At 69.8% G+C, this 19,191-nt stretch carries 19 protein-coding genes; 12 read left to right on the top strand and 7 right to left on the bottom strand.

Going from position 1 to position 19,191, the window contains the following annotated elements; translation table 11 throughout:
* Positions 1–14: 14 nt before the first annotated feature.
* The 8 genes from JOY88_RS19755 (at position 15) to JOY88_RS19720 (ending at position 10,548) form a co-directional block, all read left to right on the top strand.
* Complete coding sequence (locus tag JOY88_RS19755) at positions 15–1,259, top strand: multifunctional CCA addition/repair protein (RefSeq protein WP_293504354.1); 1,245 nt, start codon at positions 15–17, stop codon at positions 1,257–1,259.
* Between the two features lie 96 nt (positions 1,260–1,355).
* Entirely contained in the window at positions 1,356–2,516 is a 1,161-nt protein-coding gene (locus tag JOY88_RS19750) for an efflux RND transporter periplasmic adaptor subunit (protein ID WP_293504353.1), read from the top strand.
* Between the two features lie 15 nt (positions 2,517–2,531).
* Positions 2,532–5,678, top strand: coding sequence for an efflux RND transporter permease subunit (locus tag JOY88_RS19745; RefSeq protein WP_293504352.1), 3,147 nt, complete (start codon positions 2,532–2,534; stop codon positions 5,676–5,678).
* Entirely contained in the window at positions 5,675–7,048 is a 1,374-nt protein-coding gene (locus JOY88_RS19740; protein WP_293504351.1) for an efflux transporter outer membrane subunit, read from the top strand. Before JOY88_RS19745 ends, JOY88_RS19740 begins: the two co-directional genes overlap by 4 nt.
* Positions 7,049–7,052: 4 nt before the next feature.
* Positions 7,053–7,985, top strand: a complete 933-nt coding sequence (locus tag JOY88_RS19735) for an extracellular catalytic domain type 1 short-chain-length polyhydroxyalkanoate depolymerase (protein WP_293504350.1) — start codon at positions 7,053–7,055, stop codon at positions 7,983–7,985.
* Positions 7,986–8,136: 151 nt separating this feature from the next.
* Positions 8,137–8,598: a thioredoxin family protein gene (locus JOY88_RS19730; protein ID WP_293504349.1), complete on the top strand. Its 462-nt coding sequence runs from the start codon at positions 8,137–8,139 to the stop codon at positions 8,596–8,598.
* Positions 8,595–9,731, top strand: coding sequence for an MFS transporter (locus JOY88_RS19725; protein ID WP_293504348.1), 1,137 nt, complete (start codon positions 8,595–8,597; stop codon positions 9,729–9,731). Before JOY88_RS19730 ends, JOY88_RS19725 begins: the two co-directional genes overlap by 4 nt.
* 34 nt (positions 9,732–9,765) lie before the next feature.
* Positions 9,766–10,548 carry an alpha/beta fold hydrolase gene (locus JOY88_RS19720; RefSeq protein ID WP_293504347.1) on the top strand — a complete coding sequence of 261 codons (783 nt, stop codon included), beginning with the start codon at positions 9,766–9,768 and terminating at the stop codon, positions 10,546–10,548.
* Positions 10,549–10,610: 62 nt separating this feature from the next.
* On the opposite strand, the gene JOY88_RS19715 is transcribed toward JOY88_RS19720, so the two are convergent.
* The 5 genes from JOY88_RS19715 to JOY88_RS23220 form a co-directional block, all read right to left on the bottom strand.
* Complete coding sequence (locus tag JOY88_RS19715) at positions 10,611–11,603, bottom strand: relaxase/mobilization nuclease domain-containing protein (RefSeq protein WP_293504346.1); 993 nt, start codon at positions 11,601–11,603, stop codon at positions 10,611–10,613.
* A complete protein-coding gene (locus JOY88_RS19710; protein WP_293504345.1) occupies positions 11,600–12,307 on the bottom strand; it encodes a hypothetical protein in 708 nt (235 codons plus the stop codon). Before JOY88_RS19710 ends, JOY88_RS19715 begins: the two co-directional genes overlap by 4 nt.
* 829 nt (positions 12,308–13,136) lie before the next feature.
* Positions 13,137–13,631, bottom strand: coding sequence for an RNA polymerase sigma factor (locus JOY88_RS19705; protein WP_293504377.1), 495 nt, complete (start codon positions 13,629–13,631; stop codon positions 13,137–13,139).
* A 5-nt stretch (positions 13,632–13,636) separates the two neighbouring features.
* The gene (locus JOY88_RS19700; protein ID WP_293504344.1) at positions 13,637–14,230 is read right to left on the bottom strand and encodes a hypothetical protein; all 594 of its coding nucleotides are present in this window, start codon (positions 14,228–14,230) and stop codon (positions 13,637–13,639) included.
* 98 nt (positions 14,231–14,328) lie between these two features.
* Complete coding sequence (locus JOY88_RS23220) at positions 14,329–14,883, bottom strand: hypothetical protein (protein WP_524539240.1); 555 nt, start codon at positions 14,881–14,883, stop codon at positions 14,329–14,331.
* A gap of 168 nt (positions 14,884–15,051) precedes the next feature.
* On the opposite strand from JOY88_RS23220, the gene JOY88_RS19690 reads away from it, so the two are divergent.
* Positions 15,052–15,357 carry a helix-turn-helix domain-containing protein gene (locus tag JOY88_RS19690; protein ID WP_293504342.1) on the top strand — a complete coding sequence of 102 codons (306 nt, stop codon included), beginning with the start codon at positions 15,052–15,054 and terminating at the stop codon, positions 15,355–15,357.
* Here the strand turns inward: JOY88_RS19690 and JOY88_RS19685 are convergent.
* The gene (locus tag JOY88_RS19685) at positions 15,260–15,673 is read right to left on the bottom strand and encodes a hypothetical protein (RefSeq protein ID WP_293504378.1); all 414 of its coding nucleotides are present in this window, start codon (positions 15,671–15,673) and stop codon (positions 15,260–15,262) included. The two genes, JOY88_RS19690 and JOY88_RS19685, sit on opposite strands and share 98 nt — an antisense overlap.
* Positions 15,674–15,774: 101 nt before the next feature.
* On the opposite strand from JOY88_RS19685, the gene JOY88_RS19680 reads away from it, so the two are divergent.
* Positions 15,775–16,101, top strand: coding sequence for a helix-turn-helix domain-containing protein (locus JOY88_RS19680; RefSeq protein ID WP_293504341.1), 327 nt, complete (start codon positions 15,775–15,777; stop codon positions 16,099–16,101).
* A gap of 298 nt (positions 16,102–16,399) precedes the next feature.
* Positions 16,400–17,011, top strand: a complete 612-nt coding sequence (locus JOY88_RS19675; protein WP_293504340.1) for an OmpA family protein — start codon at positions 16,400–16,402, stop codon at positions 17,009–17,011.
* A 184-nt stretch (positions 17,012–17,195) separates the two neighbouring features.
* Here JOY88_RS19675 and JOY88_RS19670 read toward each other — a convergent pair whose 3' ends face one another.
* Complete coding sequence (locus JOY88_RS19670) at positions 17,196–18,887, bottom strand: IS1634 family transposase (protein ID WP_293504339.1); 1,692 nt, start codon at positions 18,885–18,887, stop codon at positions 17,196–17,198.
* 50 nt (positions 18,888–18,937) lie between these two features.
* On the opposite strand from JOY88_RS19670, the gene JOY88_RS19665 reads away from it, so the two are divergent.
* Positions 18,938–19,162 (top strand): hypothetical protein, encoded by a 225-nt coding sequence (locus JOY88_RS19665; RefSeq protein WP_293504338.1) that lies wholly within the window; start codon positions 18,938–18,940, stop codon positions 19,160–19,162.
* Positions 19,163–19,191: the final 29 nt, after the last annotated feature.

Below are 19,191 nucleotides of genomic sequence, written 5' to 3'. Positions count from 1 at the left end.
GCAGAATCCGGCCGATGCCTCAATTCCAGACCTATCTCGTGGGCGGCGCCGTGCGCGACCGCCTGCTCGGCCTGCCCGTGCAGGACCGCGACTGGGTGGTCGTCGGTGCCTCGCCCCAGGACCTGGCTGCCGCCGGCTACCAGCCCGTCGGCAAGGATTTCCCCGTCTTCCTGCACCCCGACACGCACGAGGAAGTGGCCCTGGCCCGCACCGAGCGCAAGACGGCAGCGGGCTACCACGGCTTCGCCTTCCACACGGCGCCGGACGTGACGCTGGAGCAGGACCTGGTGCGCCGCGACCTGACCATCAACGCGATGGCCGAGGACGACGCCGGCCGGGTCATCGACCCCTACGGCGGCCAGCGCGACCTGCGCGACCGGGTGCTGCGCCATGTCTCGCCCGCCTTCGCGGAGGACCCCGTGCGCATCCTGCGCCTGGCACGCTTCGCCGCGCGCTTCGCCGACTTCACGGTGGCGCCCGAGACCGTCGGGCTGATGCGCGCGATGGTGGACGCCGGCGAGGTGGATGCGCTGGTGCCGGAGCGCGTCTGGCAGGAGCTGTCGCGCGGCCTGATGGAGCACAAGCCTTCGCGCATGATCGAGGTCCTGCGCGAGGCCGGCGCCTGCGCCAGGCTGCTGCCCGAGGTGGAGGCCTTGTTCGGCGTGCCCCAGCCCGAGGCCCACCATCCGGAGGTCGACACGGGCGTGCACCTGCTGATGGTGCTGGACCAATGCGCCGAGCAGCGGGCGCCGCTGACCGTGCGCTATGCCTGCCTCTGCCACGACCTCGGCAAGGGCACGACGCGCAAGGAGGACCTGCCCCGCCACATCGGCCACGAGGGCCGCAGCGAGAGGCTGGCACGCGATGTAAGCGCACGCTGCAAGGTGCCCACCGACTGCCGCGAGCTGGCCGAGCTGGTCGCCCGCGAGCACACCCACGTGCACCAGAGCCTGGGCTTCGGGCCCGAAGCGCGGCTGCGGCTGCTGGAGCGCTGCGATGCCTGGCGCCGGCCCGAGCGCTTTGCCGAGCTGCTGTGGGCCTGCGAATGCGACGCGCGCGGGCGCCTCGGGCTGGAAGCGCGCGACTACCCGCAACGCGGGCGGCTGCTGGCCGACCTGGCCGCGACGCAGGCCGTGGACCTGGCCGCCGCCAGCGCCGCGGCCATGGCGCGCGGCGCCAAGGGCGCGGAGATCGGCAAGGCGGTGCAGGCCGCGCGGCTGAAGGCTTTGCGTTCGTTCACCGGCGAGGTTTCGCCCTGATCGTTACAGTCGACGGCTTTGCCGGCGCAGCGGCCGGCGACACTCGAAAGGGCCAGCATGGGGGCATGGGTTGGAGTGGCGCGAGGCGCCAAGGCCATGGCGGGCGCAGCAGCGCTGGCCGGCGCATTGAGCGGCTGCGGTGGCGGCGACAGCAAGGCCGCGCCGCCGGCACCGCCGCCGCCCGAGGTGGGCGTCGTCACGGCCACGCCGGGCCGCGCTGACCTGACCATCGAGCTGCCCGGCCGGCTGGAGGCCTTCCGGGTCGCCCAGGTGCGGGCGCGCGCCGCCGGCATCCTGCAAAAGCGCCTCTTCACCGAAGGCTCCGACGTCAAGGCCGGCCAGCCGCTGTTCGAGATCGACGCGGCGCCCTACCGCGCCGCGCTGGCCAGCGCCCAGGCCCAGCTGGCGCGTGCCGAGGCCAACCTGCTGCAGGCGCAGGCGCTGGCCGAGCGCTACGCCCCGCTGGCCAAGACCCAGGCCGTGAGCCAGCAGGACGCGCTGAGCGCCCAGGCCGCGGCCCAGCAGGCCAGGGCCGACGTGGCCGCCGGCAAGGCGGCCGTGCAGACGGCGCAGATCAACCTCGGCTATGCCACCGTGACCTCGCCCATCGCCGGCCGCTCGGGCCGGGCCCTCGTCACCGAGGGCGCGCTGGTGGGCCAGGGCGAGGCCACCCCGCTGGCCATCGTGCAGCAGATCGACAAGCTCTACGTGAACTTCACCCAGCCGGCCGCCGAGGTCATGCGGATGCGCGCGGCGCTGGCCAACGGCCAGCTGCAGCGCGCGGCGGGCAAGGAGGCCGCGCAGGTGCGCGTGGTGCTGGACGACGGCAGCGTCTACCCGCAGCCGGGCCGGCTGCTGTTCTCCGACCTCAGCGTGGACGCCGGCACCGGCCAGATCACACTGCGCGCCGAGCTGCCCAACCCGCAGGGCCAGCTGCTGCCCGGGCTGTACGTGCGCGTGCGCCTGGTCCAGGCCGAGGTGGCCGACGGCATCTGGGTGCCGCAGCAGTCGATCAGCCGCAGTGCCATGGGCGACAGCGTGCTGGTGGTGGGCGAGGACGGCACCGTCAGCGCCCGCCCCGTCAAGCTTGGCGCGCCGCAGGGCGGCATGGCACTGGTGCTGAGCGGCCTGAAGACCGGCGAGAAGGTCGTCGCCGACGGCTTCCAGAAGGCGCGCGCCGGCGGCAAGGCCCGCCCGGTGCCCTGGGCTCCGGCGGCCTCCGCGCCTGCCGCGCCCGCATCGGCCGCCTCGCGCTGATCCGGCGGAGCAGACATGGCGCAGTTCTTCATCAATCGGCCCATCTTCGCGTGGGTCATCGCCCTCTTCATCATCGTCATCGGCAGCGTGGCAGTCACGCAGCTGCCGGTCTCGCAGTACCCGCCGGTGGCGCCGCCGTCCATCGTGCTGTCGGTGACCTACCCCGGCGCCTCCGCGCAGACGCTGGAGGACTCCGTCATCAGCGTCATCGAGCGCGAGATGAACGGCTCGCCGGGCCTCATCTACATGGAGGCCGTGGCGCAGGCCGACGGCACCGGCTCGCTGACGCTGAGCTTCGATCCGTCCACCAGCCCCGACCTGGCGCAGGTGGACGTGCAGAACCGGCTGGCGCGCGCGACGCCGCGGCTGCCGGCCGCCGTCATCCAGCAGGGCGTGCGGGTGGACAAGGCCAATCCGAACTTCCTGCTCTTCATCATGATGTCGAGCAGCAACCCGGACATGGACCCCATCGCGCTGGGCGACTACGCCTCGCGCACCGTGCTGCCCGAGATCCAGCGCGTGCCGGGCGTGGGCCAGGGCCTGCTGTTCGGCACCGAGCGCGCCATGCGCATCTGGCTGGACCCGGCCAAGCTGGTGGGCTTCCAGCTCGCGCCGGCCGACGTGAACGCGGCCATCCAGGCGCAGAACGCGCAGGTCAGCTCCGGCTCCATCGGTGACCTGCCCAACGTGCCGGGCCAGCAGGTCTCGGCCACCGTGGTGGTACGCGGCCAGCTCACCAGCGTCGAGCAGTTCGGCAACATCCAGCTGCGCGCCAACCCCGACGGCTCCAGCGTGCGCCTGAAGGACGTGGCCCGCATCGAGCTGGGCGCCGACAGCTACACCGGCCGCTCCACGCGGCTGAACGGCAAGCCCTCCATGGGCATCGGCGTGCAGCTGGCGCCGTCGGCCAATGCGCTGCAGACCGCCAAGCTGATCAAGCAGCGCCTCAAGGAGCTGACGCCCTACTTCCCGGCCGGCGTCACGGCCTCCATCCCCTACGACAGCTCGCTGTTCATCGACATCTCGATCTCGCAGGTCGTCGAGACGCTGGTCGAGGCGGTGTTCCTCGTCTTCCTCGTGATGTTCCTGTTCCTGCAGAACATCCGCTACACGCTGATCCCGACGCTGGTCGTGCCCATCGCGCTGCTGGGCAGCTTCGCGACGCTGCTCGCCCTGGGCTTCTCCATCAACGTGCTGACGATGTTCGGCATGGTGCTGGTCATCGGCATCGTCGTGGACGACGCCATCGTCGTCGTCGAGAACGTCGAGCGCATCATGAGCGAGGAGGGGCTGTCGCCCTTCAAGGCCACGAAGAAGGCCATGGGCCAGATCTCGGGCGCCATCATCGGCGTGACCGTGGTGCTGATCTCGGTGTTCGTGCCGCTGGCCTTCTTCAGCGGCTCCATCGGCAACATCTACCGCCAGTTCTCGGCGGTGATGGTCAGCGCCATCGCGTTCTCGGCCTTCATGGCGCTGTCGTTCACGCCGGCGCTGTGCGCCACGCTGCTCAAACCCGTGCAGGCCGGCCACCACCTGGAGAAGCGCGGCTTCTTCGGCTGGTTCAACCGCGGCTTCGGCGCCACCGCCAGGCGCTACGAGGGCTGGGTCGCGCGCATCGTCCGCCGCCCGGGTCGCGGCCTCGTGGTCTACGCGGTCGTCATCGCCGTCGCGGTGCTGATGTTCACGCGCCTGCCCACGTCCTTCGTGCCGAACGAGGACCAGGGCAACATCCTCGTCAACGTGCAGCTGCCTCCGGGCGCCACGCAGGCGCGCACGCTGGCCGTCATGAACCAGACCGAGGAGTACATGCTCAAGCAGCCCGAAGTCGAGAGCATGGTCAGCGTGCTGGGCTTCAGCTTCGCCGGCTCCGGCCAGAACGCCGGCCTGGCCTTCGTGACGCTCAAGCCCTGGGGCGAGCGCCATGGCGCCCAGCACTCGGCGCAGGCCCTGGTGACGCGCTCGTTCGCGGCCCTGGGCAGCGTGCGCGACGCGGTCATCTTCCCGACCAGCCCGCCGCCCATCCGCGACCTGGGACGGGCCAACGGCTTCGCGTTCCGCCTGCAGGACCGCAGCGGCCACAGCCGCGCCGAGCTGCTGGCCGCGCGCAACCAGCTGCTGGCCGCGGCCGCCAAGAACCCGCTGCTGACCGCGGTGCGTCCCGACGGCCTGGAGGACGCCGCGCAGCTGGAGCTCAGCATCGACCGCGAGCGGGCGATGGCGCTGGGCGTGCCGGTGGGCGCCATCAACGCCGTGCTGGGCACCTCGCTGGGCTCCAGCTACGTGAACGACTTTCCCAACGCCGGCCGCCTGCAGCGCGTCATCGTGCAGGCCGACGCGCCGGCGCGCATGCAGCCCGAGGACCTGCTGCGGCTCAACGTGCTCAACACCGCCGGCCAGCCGGTGCCGCTGAACTCCTTCGCCAGCAGCAAATGGGTCACCGGCCCCATGCAGACCGTGCGCTACAACGGCTACGCCACCATGCGCATCGCCGGCGAGCCGGCCAAGGGCGTGTCCACGGGCGCCGCCATGGCCGAGATGGAGAAGCTCGCCGCCCAGCTGCCGGAAGGCTTCGGCTACGAATGGACGGGCCAGTCTCGCGAGGAGAAGCTCTCCGGCTCGACCGCCTTCATCCTGTTCGGCTTCTCGCTGCTGGCCGTGTTCCTGTGCCTGGCCGCGCTGTACGAGAGCTGGAGCATCCCGCTGTCCGTGCTGCTGGTGGTGCCGCTGGGCGTGCTGGGCGTCGTGCTGGGCGCGAACTTCCGCGGGCTGGAGAACGACGTCTACTTCAAGGTCGGCATGATCACCATCATCGGCCTGTCGGCGAAGAACGCAGTGCTCATCATCGAGTTCGCCAAGGACCTGCACGCGCAGGGCCGCGACCTGCTCGAGGCCGTCGTGGAGGCCGCGCACCTGCGCTTCCGCCCCATCCTGATGACCTCGCTGGCCTTCATCCTCGGCGTGCTGCCGCTGGTGCTCGCCTCCGGCGCCGGCTCCGCCAGCCAGCGCGCCATCGGCACCGGCGTGATGGGCGGCATGATCACCGCCGTGGTCCTCGCCGTGGTGCTGGTACCGGTCTTCTTCGTCGTCGTGCGCAAGCGCTTCCCCGGCAGCGAGCGGCAGCACCGCCACGATGCCCACCTGCCCCAGGAGGACGAGGCATGAAAGCCACCCTCAGCCTGATCGCGCTGGCCGCGCTGCTGGCGGCGTGCGCCGGCCCCGAGCCCAGGCGCCCCGTCGCCGCGGAGGCCGCGGCGGCCGCCGTGCCGCCGGCCTTCCCGCAGGCCGGCGGCAGCGGCCCGGTCGCCGCCACCGAGCTGCCCTGGGCCCAGGCCTTCCAGGGCACGCGGCTGCAGCAGCTCATCCCGCTGGCGCTGGTCAACAACCGCGACCTGCGCATCGCGGTGCTGAACATCGAGGCGGCCCGTGCCACCGCCGCGGCCCGCGACGCCGACCTCTGGCCCACGGTCAGTGCCGGCATCAGCGGCTCGCGCACGCCCATGGCGGGCGGCGGCATCCTCAGCCTCTACCAGGCCGGCGTGCAGGTCTCGGCCTACGAGCTGGACCTGTTCGGCCGCCTGCGCGGCCTGAGCGCGGCCGCGGCGGCCCAGATGCTGGCGGTCCAGTCCAGCCAGCAGGCGGTGCGCACGGCGCTGGTCGCCGGCGTCGCCAACGCCGAGATCGCGCTGCAGGCCGACGAGGCGCTGCTGAAGCTGACACGTGACACGGTGGCGACGCGCCAGCAGTCGCTGGCGCTGACCCGCCAGCGCTTTGACGGCGGCATCGCCAGCGAGCTGGACCTGCGCGCGGCCGAGTCCTCGCTGCAGGCCGCGCTCGCGGCCCTGGCGCAGACGCAGCGCCAGCGCGCCCTCGACGAGAACGCGCTGGCGCTGCTCGTCGGCGGCCCGCTGCCGGCCGACCTGCCGCCGCCCAGCGGCGAGCTGGCCGACTTCGAACCGCTGGCGGAGCTGCCCGCCGGCCTGCCCGCCGAGGTGCTGGCACGCCGCCCCGACGTCCGCCAGGCCGAGTTCCAGCTGAGCTCGGCGAACGCCAACATAGACGCCGCCCGCGCCGCCTTCTGGCCCCGAATCACGCTGACCGCCAGCGCCGGCACGGCCAGCGCCAGCCTGTCGGGCCTGTTCAAGAACTCGGCCTGGAGCTTCGCGCCGTCGCTGGTGCAGCCCATCTTCGACGCCGGGCGCAACCGTGCCAACCTGGCCGGCGCGCGCGCCAATCGCGACATCGCGCTGGCCCAGTACGAGAAGGCCATCCAGACCGCCTTCCGCGAGGTCGCCGACGGCCTCGCCGGCCGGGCCACGCTGGCCGAGCAGCGCACGGCCCTGGCCGCGCAGGTGGACGCCGAGACGCGCCGCCTGAGCGCGACCGAGCAGCGCTATGCGGCCGGCGTCTCCAGCGCGCTGGACCGGCTGGACGCGCAGCGCTCGCTGTTCGCGGCCCAGCAGTCCCTCGTGCAGGTGCAGAGCCAGCGCGCGCAGAACCTCGTCGCGCTCTACCGGGCCCTCGGCGGCGGCTGACGCAATGCGCGCCCCGCTCCTCGCCATCGCCCTGGCCTTGCTGCCGCCCGCGGCGCTGGCCGCCGACGGGGCCCCGGCGGCGGGCGGGCTGCAGGAGCTGCGGGTCCAGGGCCGCAAGGTGCTGGTCCACCTGCCGGCAGGCGCCGACCCCGAGCGGCCGGCGCCCCTCGTGCTCGCCTTCCACGGCGGCGGCGGGTCCGCCGACCTCATGGCCGACGACGCCCGCCACGGCCTGCAGCGCAAGGCCGACGAGGCCGGCTTCATCGTCGCCTTCCCCAACGGCTACAGCCGGCTGCCCGGCGGCAGGCTCGCCACCTGGAACGCCGGTGGCTGCTGCGGCGACGCGCGCGACCGCGGCAGCGACGACGTTGGCTTCACCCGCGCCGTCGTCGCGGCGCTGCAGGACCGCTACCGCATCGACGCGACGCGCGTCTTCGCCACCGGCATGTCCAACGGCGGCATGTTCAGCCACCGCCTGGCCTGCGAGGCGGCCGACGTCTTCCGCGCGGTCGCCGCCGTCGCCGGCACGGATGCGACGGCGCATTGCGCGCCGAGCCGGCCGATCTCGGTGCTGCACATCCACGCCAGGGACGACGACCATGTCCTCTTCGACGGCGGCGCCGGCCCCGGCTCCGTCCGCGACAAGAGCAAGATCATGGACTTCGTGTCGGTGCCCGAGACGGTGTCCCGCTGGGCGCAGCGCGACCGCTGCACCGCCCCGCCGCAGCGCACGCCGGACGGGCCTGGTGCCGGGGATGGGGCCTACTGCGAGACCTACAGCGGCTGCGCCGGCGGCACCCGCGTGCAGCTCTGCGTCACCGCAACGGGCGGCCATGCCTGGCCCGGCGGCGGCGCGCGCCGCGGCAGGGAGACCGCGTCCCGGGCGCTGGACGCCAACGACGTGATCTGGCGCTTCTTCGCCCAGGCGTCCCGCTAGAAGCCCCCATGGGCACCGCAGCCCGGACGACGGAACGTCCTGGCCCGGACTCACGATTGACAACGCTGTCCATGATCGGCATCATGCCTTTGAAGGCGCTTTCATTCCCGACTTCGCGCATCACTCCCGTTCTACCGGCACACTCGTCACCATGCGTTTCCTGACTGCCTCCCTGCTGGCCTGCGCCAGCCTCGCCGCCAGCGCCGGCGGCCCGCCCCCCATCTATGACGAAGGCGCCGACGCCAAGGCCGCCATCCGCGCCACGCTGGCCGAGGCCGAGAAGGCCAGGCTGCCGGTCCTCGTCGTCTTCGGCGCCAACTGGTGCGGCGACTGCCGCATGCTGGACGCGACCTTCAAGCACGGCCCCAGCGCGCCGCTGATCGCCAAGAGCTTCAAGGTCGTCAAGGTCGACGTGGGCCGCTTCGACCGCAACGTCGACATCGCCGAGAGCTACCGCGTGCCGCTGAAGAAGGGCATCCCCGCCGTCGCCATGCTGTCGCCCGAAGGGCGGCTGCTCTACGCCACCGAGGGCGGCGAGCTGGCCGACGCGCGCAAGATGGGCGACCAGGGCGTCTACGACTTCTTCACCCGCATCAGCGCGACCACCAAGTGACGCCGGTCGTCGGCGCGTCGCGCGCGTTGCGCGCGCAGTTCTTCGTCCTGGGCGTGATGTTCGCGACCTGGGGGGTGCATGTGCCCACCGTCAAGGGCCACTACGGCCTCGGCGACCAGGCCCTGGCCATCGCGATGCTGGCCAGCGGCGTCGGCGCGCTGATGGCCCTGGCCCAGGCCGGCCGCGTCGTCGGCCGCTGGGGGCCGCGCACCGTGTCCGCCGCCATGGGCGTGCTGTGCTGCGCCTCCGTCGCCTGCCTGCTGGCCTGGCCGCACTATGCGGCGCTGCTGGCCGTGATGCTGGTGTTCGGCATCACCGGCAGCCTGTTCGACGTGGCCCTCAACACCGAGGCCACCGAGATCGAGCGCCTGGCCGCCAAGCCGCTGATGAGCGGCTTCCACGGCATGTTCAGCCTCGGCGGCATGGCCGGCGCCAGCCTGGGCAGCGCGGCGCCCGCGCTGGGCCTCTCGCCGCAAGCCCATTTGCTGCTGGCCACCGGCATCGGCGCGGCCGTCGCGCTGCTGGCCAGCCGCGCCATGCTGCCCGTGCCCGAGAAGGAGGCCGGCGAGACGCACCCGCTGAGCCTGCCGCGCGGCCCGCTGGTGCTGCTGGGCCTGCTGGCCTCCATGGGCCTGATCGCCGAGGGCGCGATGTACGACTGGAGCGTGCTCTTCATGAAGGATGAGCGTGCCAGCCAGCCCAGCACCGCGGCCCTGGCCTACGCCAGCTTCAGCGGCGCGATGGCCCTCGGCCGCTTCGGCGGCGACTGGGTGCGCGCCCGCATGTCCGGCACCCGGCTGATGCGCGCCAGCGGCATGCTCGCCGCCGCCGGCATGGCCCTGGCGCTGGCCCTGCCCTCGCCGCTCGCCGCGCTGCTGGGCTTCGCCCTCGTGGGCCTGGGCCTGTCCAACGTCGTGCCGGTGCTGTTCAGCGCGGCATCCCAGGTGCCGGGCGTGTCGCCGGCCCACGGCATCGCGGCCGTGTCGGGCGTGGGCTACCTCGGCATGATGGCCGGCCCGCCGCTGATCGGCCTCATCGCCGAACGCGCGTCGCTGGCCACCGGGCTGCTGGTCGTCGTCGTGTTCGCCGTCTTCATGGCGCTGTCGGCGCGGCGGGCGATGCGCGGCCACTGAGGGCCGGACGGCCCGGGCCTAGGGTGGCGAGCCCATGCACATCGACGACCACTGGATCCACCATCCGCGCGGCCGGCTGTTCGCGCGCGCCTGGACACCGGCGGCCGGCACCGGCGCCGCGCCCATCCTGCTGCTGCACGACTCGCTGGGCTGCGTGGCCCTGTGGCGCGACTTCCCGGCAGCCCTCGCCGCGGCCACCGGGCGCCGCGTCGTCGCCCATGACCGGTTGGGCTTCGGCCGCTCCGACGCGCGCGCTGGCGTGCTGCCACTGGACTTCATCGCGGAGGAGGCGCGCAGCTTCGTGCCGGCGGTGCTGGAGCAGCTCGGCATCGATCGCTTCGTCGCCTTCGGCCACAGCGTGGGCGGCGGCATGGCGGTGCATTGCGCGGCGGCACTGGATGCGCGCTGCGAGGCGCTGATCACGGAATCGGCGCAGGCCTTCGTCGAGGACCGGACCGTGCGGGGCCTGCTCGCCGCCAGGGAACTGTTCAAGGCGCCGGAGCAGATGGAGCGGCTGGCGCGCCATCACGGCGACCAGGCCGCGTGGGTGCTGGAGGCCTGGCTGGGCACCTGGCTGAGCCCGGGATTTGCGTCCTGGTCGCTGATGGACGTGCTGCCGGAAGTGCGCTGCCCCACGCTGGCCATCCACGGCGCCGACGACGAGTACGGCTCGCCCCGCCACCCCGAGCTGATCGCCCGGCTGGCCGGAGGCGGCGCCCGGGTCGAGTTGCTGGCGGCGACGGGGCATGTGCCGCATCGCGAGCGGCCGGCGCAGGTACTGGCCGCGGTGAGCGGATGGCTGGCGGCACGGCGCTGATGGCGCGGGAACCGTGATCCTCGGCGCAAGGACCTCTGCCAGGCCCATTGCGGCGAACGGCATCAGCGCTCGGGCGCCGGATCCGGCCTGATCCCTGACGCGTCATGCAGCCGCGCCGTCGCCGTCTCTCGCACCACCGAAACGTCCTGCCCGGGCCGGCGAAGCCCGGCCTCCCTGAAGACTGACGAGTCGCGAATGAAGCCGCTGATGCGCTTCGCAAGTTCTCTGTCTGCGTCGACCTCGGAAGCCGCGAGCGCCTTCAGGATGTGAGCCCAGCCGACCATCGCGTCGACCCCGCCGCGCGAGGCGGGCGGCCTTGACTTGGCCGTCGCTGGCTGCGCGCGCAGGCCCCCCTGCTGCCTGGCCTTGAATCGCCACAAAGGCTCGTAGGCGCGGCTCTCGCCACGGATCGCCTGGCGAGTTGCTTCGGCATCGATGCCCCACCCGCGCAGTCTTTCGGCGAACGTCTCGCGCCAACGATGAATGTCCGCCATGCAAGGGTACAGACGCCTGCCTGAAGCGGCCTCCGCCTTCACGCACAGATGGACGTGCGGATTGGCCTGGTGCTCGTGCAGGACCATCACGTAGCGGTGTCCGGCCAGCTCGGCTTGCGCAAACTCCCGCGCCGCCTTCTTCAGCAGCTCGGCGCTCGTCCCGGCCTGCATGGCCAGCGTGATGTTGAAAGCCTCTCGGCGGTGGCTGACGTCCTCGATGAGCGAGCCGCCATAGCGCCATTGGTCCACCAGGTCGCGCACGGCATCCTTCCCTGTGCGCAAGACCTCGCGGTCATCTTCGACGGCAAGGCACCCGTTCCTGCTGATGTAGCGAAAGTGCCTCGCGATGGCCGCCATGCCCCGACCGCCGCCTGCGACCTTGACCACCACCTGCGGTGCGCGCCGTACCAGCGCCTCGATGCGTTGACGAATCACCGCAGCCTTGCGCCGCGTCATCGCTTCAAGCCTCGGCGTCGGCAGCGACTTGACGATGCGGTTGGAGGGGTAGAACAGCCGCTCTCCCCATTGCACGAGAACGCCGTCAACCTGTTGGCCCGTCATCGCTGCGGCTTCCTCGAAGGCGTGAGCTCGGCGAGCAGCGCCGATGCCATGTGCAAGTGCTCTCTCAAGTCCCCGGCCAACGACTTCAACCCTGCCCGATAGCCTTCCAGCTGGCTGGCCGGGACACGCTCCAGCAGCCGCATGAAGGCATTGAGATCGGCAGACATGGCTGCAACCCGGTCGGTCGAGGCCCGCAGCGCGGCGACCAAGGCCAAGTGGTCGGCGGGGAGCGCGGGCGCAGGCGCGCCATCCAGCAGGGTGCAGATGTACTTCCCTCGGTGCACGCCGGCAGCGCGAGCCCGCCTGGCCAAGGTTGCCACGTGCTCGGGCGACATGCGCAGCGTGACCGGGACGGCCTTGCCGCTGGGCGACTCCCCGGCACCGGCCATGTCGACGGGCTCAGGGCTGCCATCGTCGAGCATGAGCACAATCGCGCGCCTCGCCATGCCTGCAATTGAGGTCCCGTATTGAGCCGCCCTCGCCTCAAGGCGAGATCGCAACCCTCGCAGGTCAACCTCGGTACGGTCCCGACGATGGATGTTCTCCCCTGATGGAGTCTGGCCATCCGGACCGAAGTTCGCGCGGCCGCCGACACCGTTCGGAAGGGGGAGCGCACCGAGTGAGGCCGCCCGCGCCGTTGCCGCCGCTGCATCGGGCAGCAGCTCCAGCTGCACCCCCGTGGACGAACCTGTTGATGTGGACATGACGCCGCATCGTGCCCCTCCGATGACGGCATGTGTAGCCCGAGACGGTCGCAGATCCGGAGCGCCCGAACGTCCCAGGCGGTCTCGGGAAGAACCGTTTCGTCTCGTGCCGTCCCATCGGGGCTAACGATCCGTTTCAACTCTCTTGACGATGCCCGCTACGTGCGCCGGCATGGGCAAGCCGCATCCTGGCTACTTGCGTGGGTCGCCACGGCATCGAAGGCTATCTGCCCGCCAGCTCCACGCCGCCGTCGCGCGGCCGCACGACCGGGCCATGCAGCTTCGCCACCGACTGCGCCAAGGCCTCCTTGTCCCCGATACGGAAGATGCCGCTGACGCGCAGCCCCCCGCTTGCGAGTCGGCGCCCCGGATCGGCACCGTGCTGTAGCGGTTCATCTCGGCGACGGCCTCGGCCAGGGAGACGTCATCCAGCACGGCGACGCCGCGTTGCCAGGCCAGCAACTGGTCGAGGACGGGACGGTCAAGGCGCCCTCCCCTGGGCGCCGCACGTCCGCTCTTGTCAGCCGCCCGGCCCACGCGCAGGCGCTCGCCTGGCGCCATGACCACGGTGCCGCCCGAGCGCTGCACGACCACCTGGCCTTCAAGCAGCGTCACGCCAAAGGCGTCGCCCCCCATCCTTGCCGGCGGCGTGGATCGGACCAGGAAGGCCGTCCCCGTGGCGACGACCTGGGCGTCGGCCACGCTGACGACGGCCGGCCGGCATCCTTGGCGACTTCGAACAGCGCCTCGCCGCGCACCACCGTCACGGCGCGCAGCGCGTCCGTCAGCGTCACCCGGACGTCGGTGCCCGTGTTCAGTGGCTGCACGGCTACCAGCCCTCCATCCAACTGGTCAGCCGCAGGGTCGCCTTGGCCACGTGGTGATGCACGGTCGCGACGCTGATGCCGTGGCGCTTCGCGATCTCGGTATAGGGCAGGCCGTCGATGCGATGCGCCAGGAAGATGTCGCGGGTCCTTTCGTTCAGGCGGCCCAGCCCCAGGGCCAGGCGCGCCATGCGCTCCTTGGCCAGCAGCACGGCCTCGATGGACGGGGTCGTGTCGATGAGCACGACGTTGTCGAGCAGCACATGCTCGCCGCGGCCCGCGCTCACGCGGTGGGCGTCGATGGACAGGTTCAGCGCCGTGCGCATCAGGAAGGCCTCGGGCTGCTCGACGGGCTGCCTTTCGTCTTCATAGCGGATCAGGCGCAGCCACGCCTCCTGCACCAGGTCCTCCGCCTCGTGCTCGGTACGCCCGCGACGCTGCAGCGCCCCCCGCACCCTTGCCAGGACGTCCTGCCAGTTCTTCAGCAGCCGGGCCGACATGGTGCTCAAGCCGCGCCTGCCAGGGCGGCGACAAAGGCGCCCTGACCAAACGGCGCCGGACGCTTGCGGTCCCATCGGTCATACAGCAGATCCCGGTCCGCCCGCTGGAACGCCCGCGCGAGGAAGTCGGCCGCGGCTGCATCGTCGGGCAGCGGTGGCGGGTTCCCCGCAACGCGCTGCATGCGCGCCTGCAGCCGCTGCGCTGCCGCGTCGGTCCAGCGGATGGCCTGCCGCATGCGCGGGCCGAAGGCGCCGCACTCGGCGAGTTCGGCCATGCCCTGGCGGCTGGCCCTGGGGCGGAAGCGATCCATGGCCACAGCCAGGCTGTCCTCGCCCGCAAGCGCCTTGATCCGCTCGATGCCCCGGTCGTGGAGGTCTGCGGCGATGCGCTGCGACGTCACGGCGCCCTCGTCGCGCCAGGTGCCGAGCACCTCGAGCCAGCCATCCGTGAAGAGACCGAGCGCCCAGTGCCAATCGGCAGCGCCGGCCGATCCCTCGTGCCGCATCGGAACTCGCAGCCGGCCGAACCGCACGACCAGGTAACGGCAGCAGAGCGGGTTGCTGAGCCAGCGGTTGGATTCCCAGAAGAAGTAGGACATCGATTTGACTCCCAGTAACCGTGACTTCTCACGGCGGTGGACGGGTAGACAGGCCTGTTGAACGCCTGTCCTAACGATCACTCAAAGCAGATTTGCTGTCAATAGACACGTGTCTTTAGTGCACGAAGCAAAAACACTCCGGGTCGATGCGACCCAGCCGAAATCAGAAGCTCATCGATGCGCTCGCCGTCGAGATCAAGGCGCGCCGGCAGGAACTTGCGCTGACGCAAGAGGACCTTGCAGGCCGTTGCGACCTTGACCGTCCGTTCATTTCGTTGATTGAAGTGGGCAAGAAGCAGCCCACGATCAGCGTTCTGTACAGGCTTGCGTCGGCTCTTGACCTGTCTTTCGCGGACTTCGCCGGCCGCGTTGAGTCGCGCTATCTGCAAGCTGGCTGACCACGCACGCAGTGACTTGATCCGCTTGATGCCCAGGCCGTGGAGGCCTGCGGCGATGCGCTGCGGCGTCACGGCGCCGAGCACCTCGAGCCAGCCATCCGTGAAGAGACCGAGCGCCCAGTGCCATTGGGCAGCGCTGGCCGATTCCTCGTGCCGCATCGGAACGCACTGCCTGCCGAACCGCACGACGCCGAGGTAACGGCAGCAGAGCGGGTTGCCGAGCCAGCGGTTGGATTCCCAGAAGAAGTAGGACATCGAGTAGCTCCCAGTAGCCTGACCATTCAAGGCGGTGGACGAACGCTGCCCTGGCGGCCGCGCCTGAGGAGGCGGCATCACCAGCGGCGGCGGGAAGGTCGCCTGACCAGGTCGATAGAGTTAAATATAACGTGGTTTAAATTGTCTTCAAGCGGGACGCTTCTGCGCATGCAAAAGCGTTCGATCCAACGAGGACGACCAACTGGTGCGACAACTTTTGAGAGAGAGCCAGCCTTGGCCTTCGGCGCTGTAGTTCGCGCCGCAAGGACGGAAGATGGCATTGCCCAGGAGGCGCTGGCCCACTTGGCCGGTATCGAGCGCTCCCACATGGGAAAGATTGAGCGTGGCGAACACATGCCAACGCTGGTATTGATCCTCAAGATCGCCAGAGCGCTGGGGCGCAGTTCGGGAGAGCTGATGCTGGAAACGGAGGCCCGGTTATCAGCAATCTTGAACCAGTCTTCCGATGCTTAGACGCGAGGCCGCGTTGAGTCGCGCCATCTGCAGGCTGGCTGACCACGCATTGCAGTGACTTGATCCGCTTGATGCCCAGGTCGCGGAGGCCTGCGGCGATGCGCAGCGGCGTCACGGCACCCTCCTCGCGCCAGGCGCCGAGCACCTCGAGCCAGCCATCCGTAAAGAGACCGAGCGCCCGGTGCCATTGGGCAGCGCTGGCCTCCCCCTCGCGCCGCATCGGAACACGCAGCCTGCCGAACGGCACGACGATCAGGCAACGGCAGCAGAGCGGGTTGCTGAGCCAGCGCTTGGATTCCCAGAAGAAGTAGGACATAGATCGCTCTCCTCAAGGCGGCAACGCACCAGGGATCGACCCCGTCTTGTTGTCACGTATTTCGTGACGACGAATTATGCACCTGTTACGAGACTCGTGACATGAAAGCAGAGGTCAGCTCAGTGACAACTGTCGTCGGGCGGCGAATGCGCGCGCGACGGGAGGCGCTGGGCTGGTCTCAAGAGAAGGTGGGCGTACTCATCGGGATTGATGAGTCCAGCAGTCGGGCAAGGATCAGCCGGTACGAGCTGGGCGTTCATGAGCCGGCCGTTGCGACTGCAAGGCTGATCGCCGAAGCTCTCGGCGTGTCGCTCCCCTATCTCTACTGCGAAGACGATGAGGTTGCCAATCTATTGGAAGCGCTGCACCAGCTTCCTGCTGCACAACGAGCTCGTCGCGCGGCACAGTTCCTTGCGTCGATAACGTAGTTCGCTTGCCGCAGCCACTGCGTGGACTGCGACAACGTCGGACTGGTTGCCTATCCGCCCCAGAAAGCGAAAAGCCCCGGCAAACCCACCGGGGCTGCAGCGCCGACCGCCCCCAGTCCGCTTGAACCACAGCTTAGACAGACACCCGCAGCAAAAGCTGGCTGATCTGTGCCCGTAGCGCAGAACGGTAAGGCTTTGTTCGGCCCGGTTAACGGCGCAAGGATTGCTCACAGCTCGGTACGTTTGTCCCGGAGGGACTGCCTAAAGTCGCGCCTCTTTCTTCCTCCATGAGCCACCGATGTCGAGACTTCCTCCCCTGATCCTCGCTAGCAGCGTCATGTTGCTGAGCGCTTGTGCCACCAAGGATTTCGTCAAAGAAACCGTCGCTCCGGTGCAGACCAGCGTGGACGGCCTCGGCACTCGAGTGCAGGCCCATGACGACGGCCTCAAGGCGCTGGACGGTCGGCTGCAGGGCAGCGAGGCGCGCATCCAGGCCCTGCAGCAAGAGGCTGCGGAGCGAGCCCAGGCCGCCAAGAATCTGCCCGCGCCGCCCGGCCTGTTGATGAGCATCCTGCTGACCGATGACAAGATCACGTTCAGCTCGGGCCGCGCTCAACTCACCGAGCAGGCCGGCCAGGAACTCGATCAACTCGTCGCCAAGCTCAAGGCCGACAACCAACCTGTGTTCATCGAAATCCAGGGCCACACCGACACTACCGGCAGCCACGCGATCAACCAGCAACTGGGCCTCAAGCGGGCCGAAGCCGTGCGCCTGCACTTGGCCCGCGCCGGCGTGCCACTGGCGCGCATGGCAACGATCAGCTACGGCGAATCTGCGCCCCTGGCCGACAACAACACCCGCGAAGGCCGCAGCAAGAACCGCCGGGTTCAGCTGATCGTGATGCGCTGAGCTGGAGGGGAGCCACTCAGCTCTCGCCCGGCGTCACCCACGGCCTCAAGAGCGCCGGCTGCCAGCACACGCTGCTGTCCGACGCGGGGCTGGAGATCCTGCGCCAGGCCAGCATGGGGCTCCCGAGTTCGACACGAAGCGCTGTAAGTGATTGATTTCCCTCAAAAGGGTCTCGAAGTTTCCACTACAGGAGGTTCAGCTGAGCGTCGGCGGCGGGCTTCCTGATGTTCATGGCCGCAAACAAGTCGGCCTGCTCTCGGTTGATGTTGGAGACGCCGGTGATCGGCGCCCCCTGGTTAATGCTGACGCTTTGGCGCTGAATGCGGCGCAGCTGCGCCAGGGCCGACTCGGGTGACGCGTGATGGCCGGCCAGCTTCAGTCGTTGGCGCATCACCCGGTACAGGATCAAGGCCATGAAGCAGATGCTGGCGTGCGCGCGAATCCGCTCGGGTAGCCGGTGATACACCGGCGCGATTTCGATCTCGGACTTCAGCACCTTGAAGCCGCGCTCGATGTCCGCCAAGCTCTTGTACCGAGCGACGATTTGAGCGGGCGTCAGGTCGACCACGTTGGTGACCAGCAGCAGCTTGCCGTCCATCGTCTGCGCGCGCTCCAGGGCCTGGGCGTCAATGTCGTAGGTGAAGAGCTCGGACTTCAGGTCCACCTTCACGATCTTGGACAGATGGGCCTCGGCCACTTCGTGGAAGAAGCGGGCCTTGGCGCCGGAGTCGCTGAGCTTGCGGCCGCGGTGAACCTCGCCCGCGTCTTGTCCGTCAAGCTTGCCCGCGAGTTGCTCGGCACGCGCCTGCAAGGCAGCGATGCGCGTGGCACGAAGCGCCGTCTGTTCCTGCGCGCGCGCCGGGTCGTGGGCCATCACCAGCCGGTGGCCTTCCCAGCGCGCCTCGGCGAGGGTCTCCTGCGGTGACGCGGCCGCAGCGGCATGCAAGGGCCGCAGCAGCTCCGTGAACTCCGTGTAGCGGCGCCCCGGCACGGCCAGGATGAATTCCAGTGGCTGGCCGTTGGGCAACGTGATGCGTGTGAGATCGGCCAGGTTGTCGACCGACAGCAGCCCCCGGTCGGCCACCATCACCAGGCGGCGGATATGCGGATAGCGCGCCAGCACCTTGCGCACGGTGGGCAACATCGTGGGCGCCTCGGCCGTATTGCCGTCAAACACCTCGTGATAGATCGGCATGCCATCGGCGGTTTGCACGACGCCCAGCATGAACTGACGCGCCACCACCCCTTCCTTGGACATCCCGAAGTGGCGAACGTCGCCACTCTGAACGCTCTGGCCTTCGCTGCGGATGGTGGTCAAGTCATAGAACACCACCGAGAGTTCCTCGTCGATGAGCGGGCGCAGCAGATGGGCCACGCAGTCATCGACAGCACCCTGGTGATCCATCAACGCATCCATGCTGCGCAGCAGATGCTGGTGAGTGATCTTGCCGGGCTCCACGCCAGGCATGCTGACCGTTTGCAGCCATCGCAGCACACCGAGCTTGGAGTCAGCGTCGCACAGCCGATTGAAGACCATGACGCGAATGGCCTGCTCGACCGGCGTGGTGAAGTGGGCCTGGCGGAAGACGCCGGCCAGCGCGTCAAAGCCGATCTCGCGCCACAACTGATCCAGCGCCCACACATCGCCCAGCACCAGGGCCGATTCGAACTGCACCTGCGGCGTGGCGGTGTCGCGCGGACCGTGGCCGCGAGCCTTCAGCAGGGTTTGCAGGAGCTTGTCGACCTGGCCGTCGTTCTCGTCGACACGGCCCAGTGTGAGGAGGTGGCGTTGTCGCGGTTGGCCGTTGTCATCGCGGAAGGACTCCACGAGCTGCGCATAGGTGTGGCCGCGACTCCGAGCAAGCTTCACAAACATGCTCGAAGTGTAGCGCGTCCGACCTCAAATATATCTACCAAACATGGGACATGTTGCCACTACAAGAAAATCCAAGAAAGCACCTCCAAGTGCTTGATTTGCAAAGGCCGGCACCTACGAAAGAGGCCGAAAACAGCGCCAAAGTGTCGAACTCCGGGGGGCTGCCTCGCCAGGCCAGTCGCATCCTGTGCACGGCCATGCGGCTGGCCGTGCCCAAGGGGCTCAACCACCTGCCCGACGAGCTGCTGCAGCAAGCCATTGCGGAGTTGCAATGACGAGCACCCCCACATCACCGCCGTCACCG

Origin of the sequence: Roseateles sp. (assembly GCF_019237615.1) — a bacterium.
In the GTDB taxonomy this organism is placed as follows: Bacteria; Pseudomonadota; Gammaproteobacteria; order Burkholderiales; family Burkholderiaceae_C; genus Pelomonas.
The sequence above is the reverse complement of the archived record's forward strand: the minus strand, read 5'-3'. Positions and strand labels throughout refer to the sequence as shown.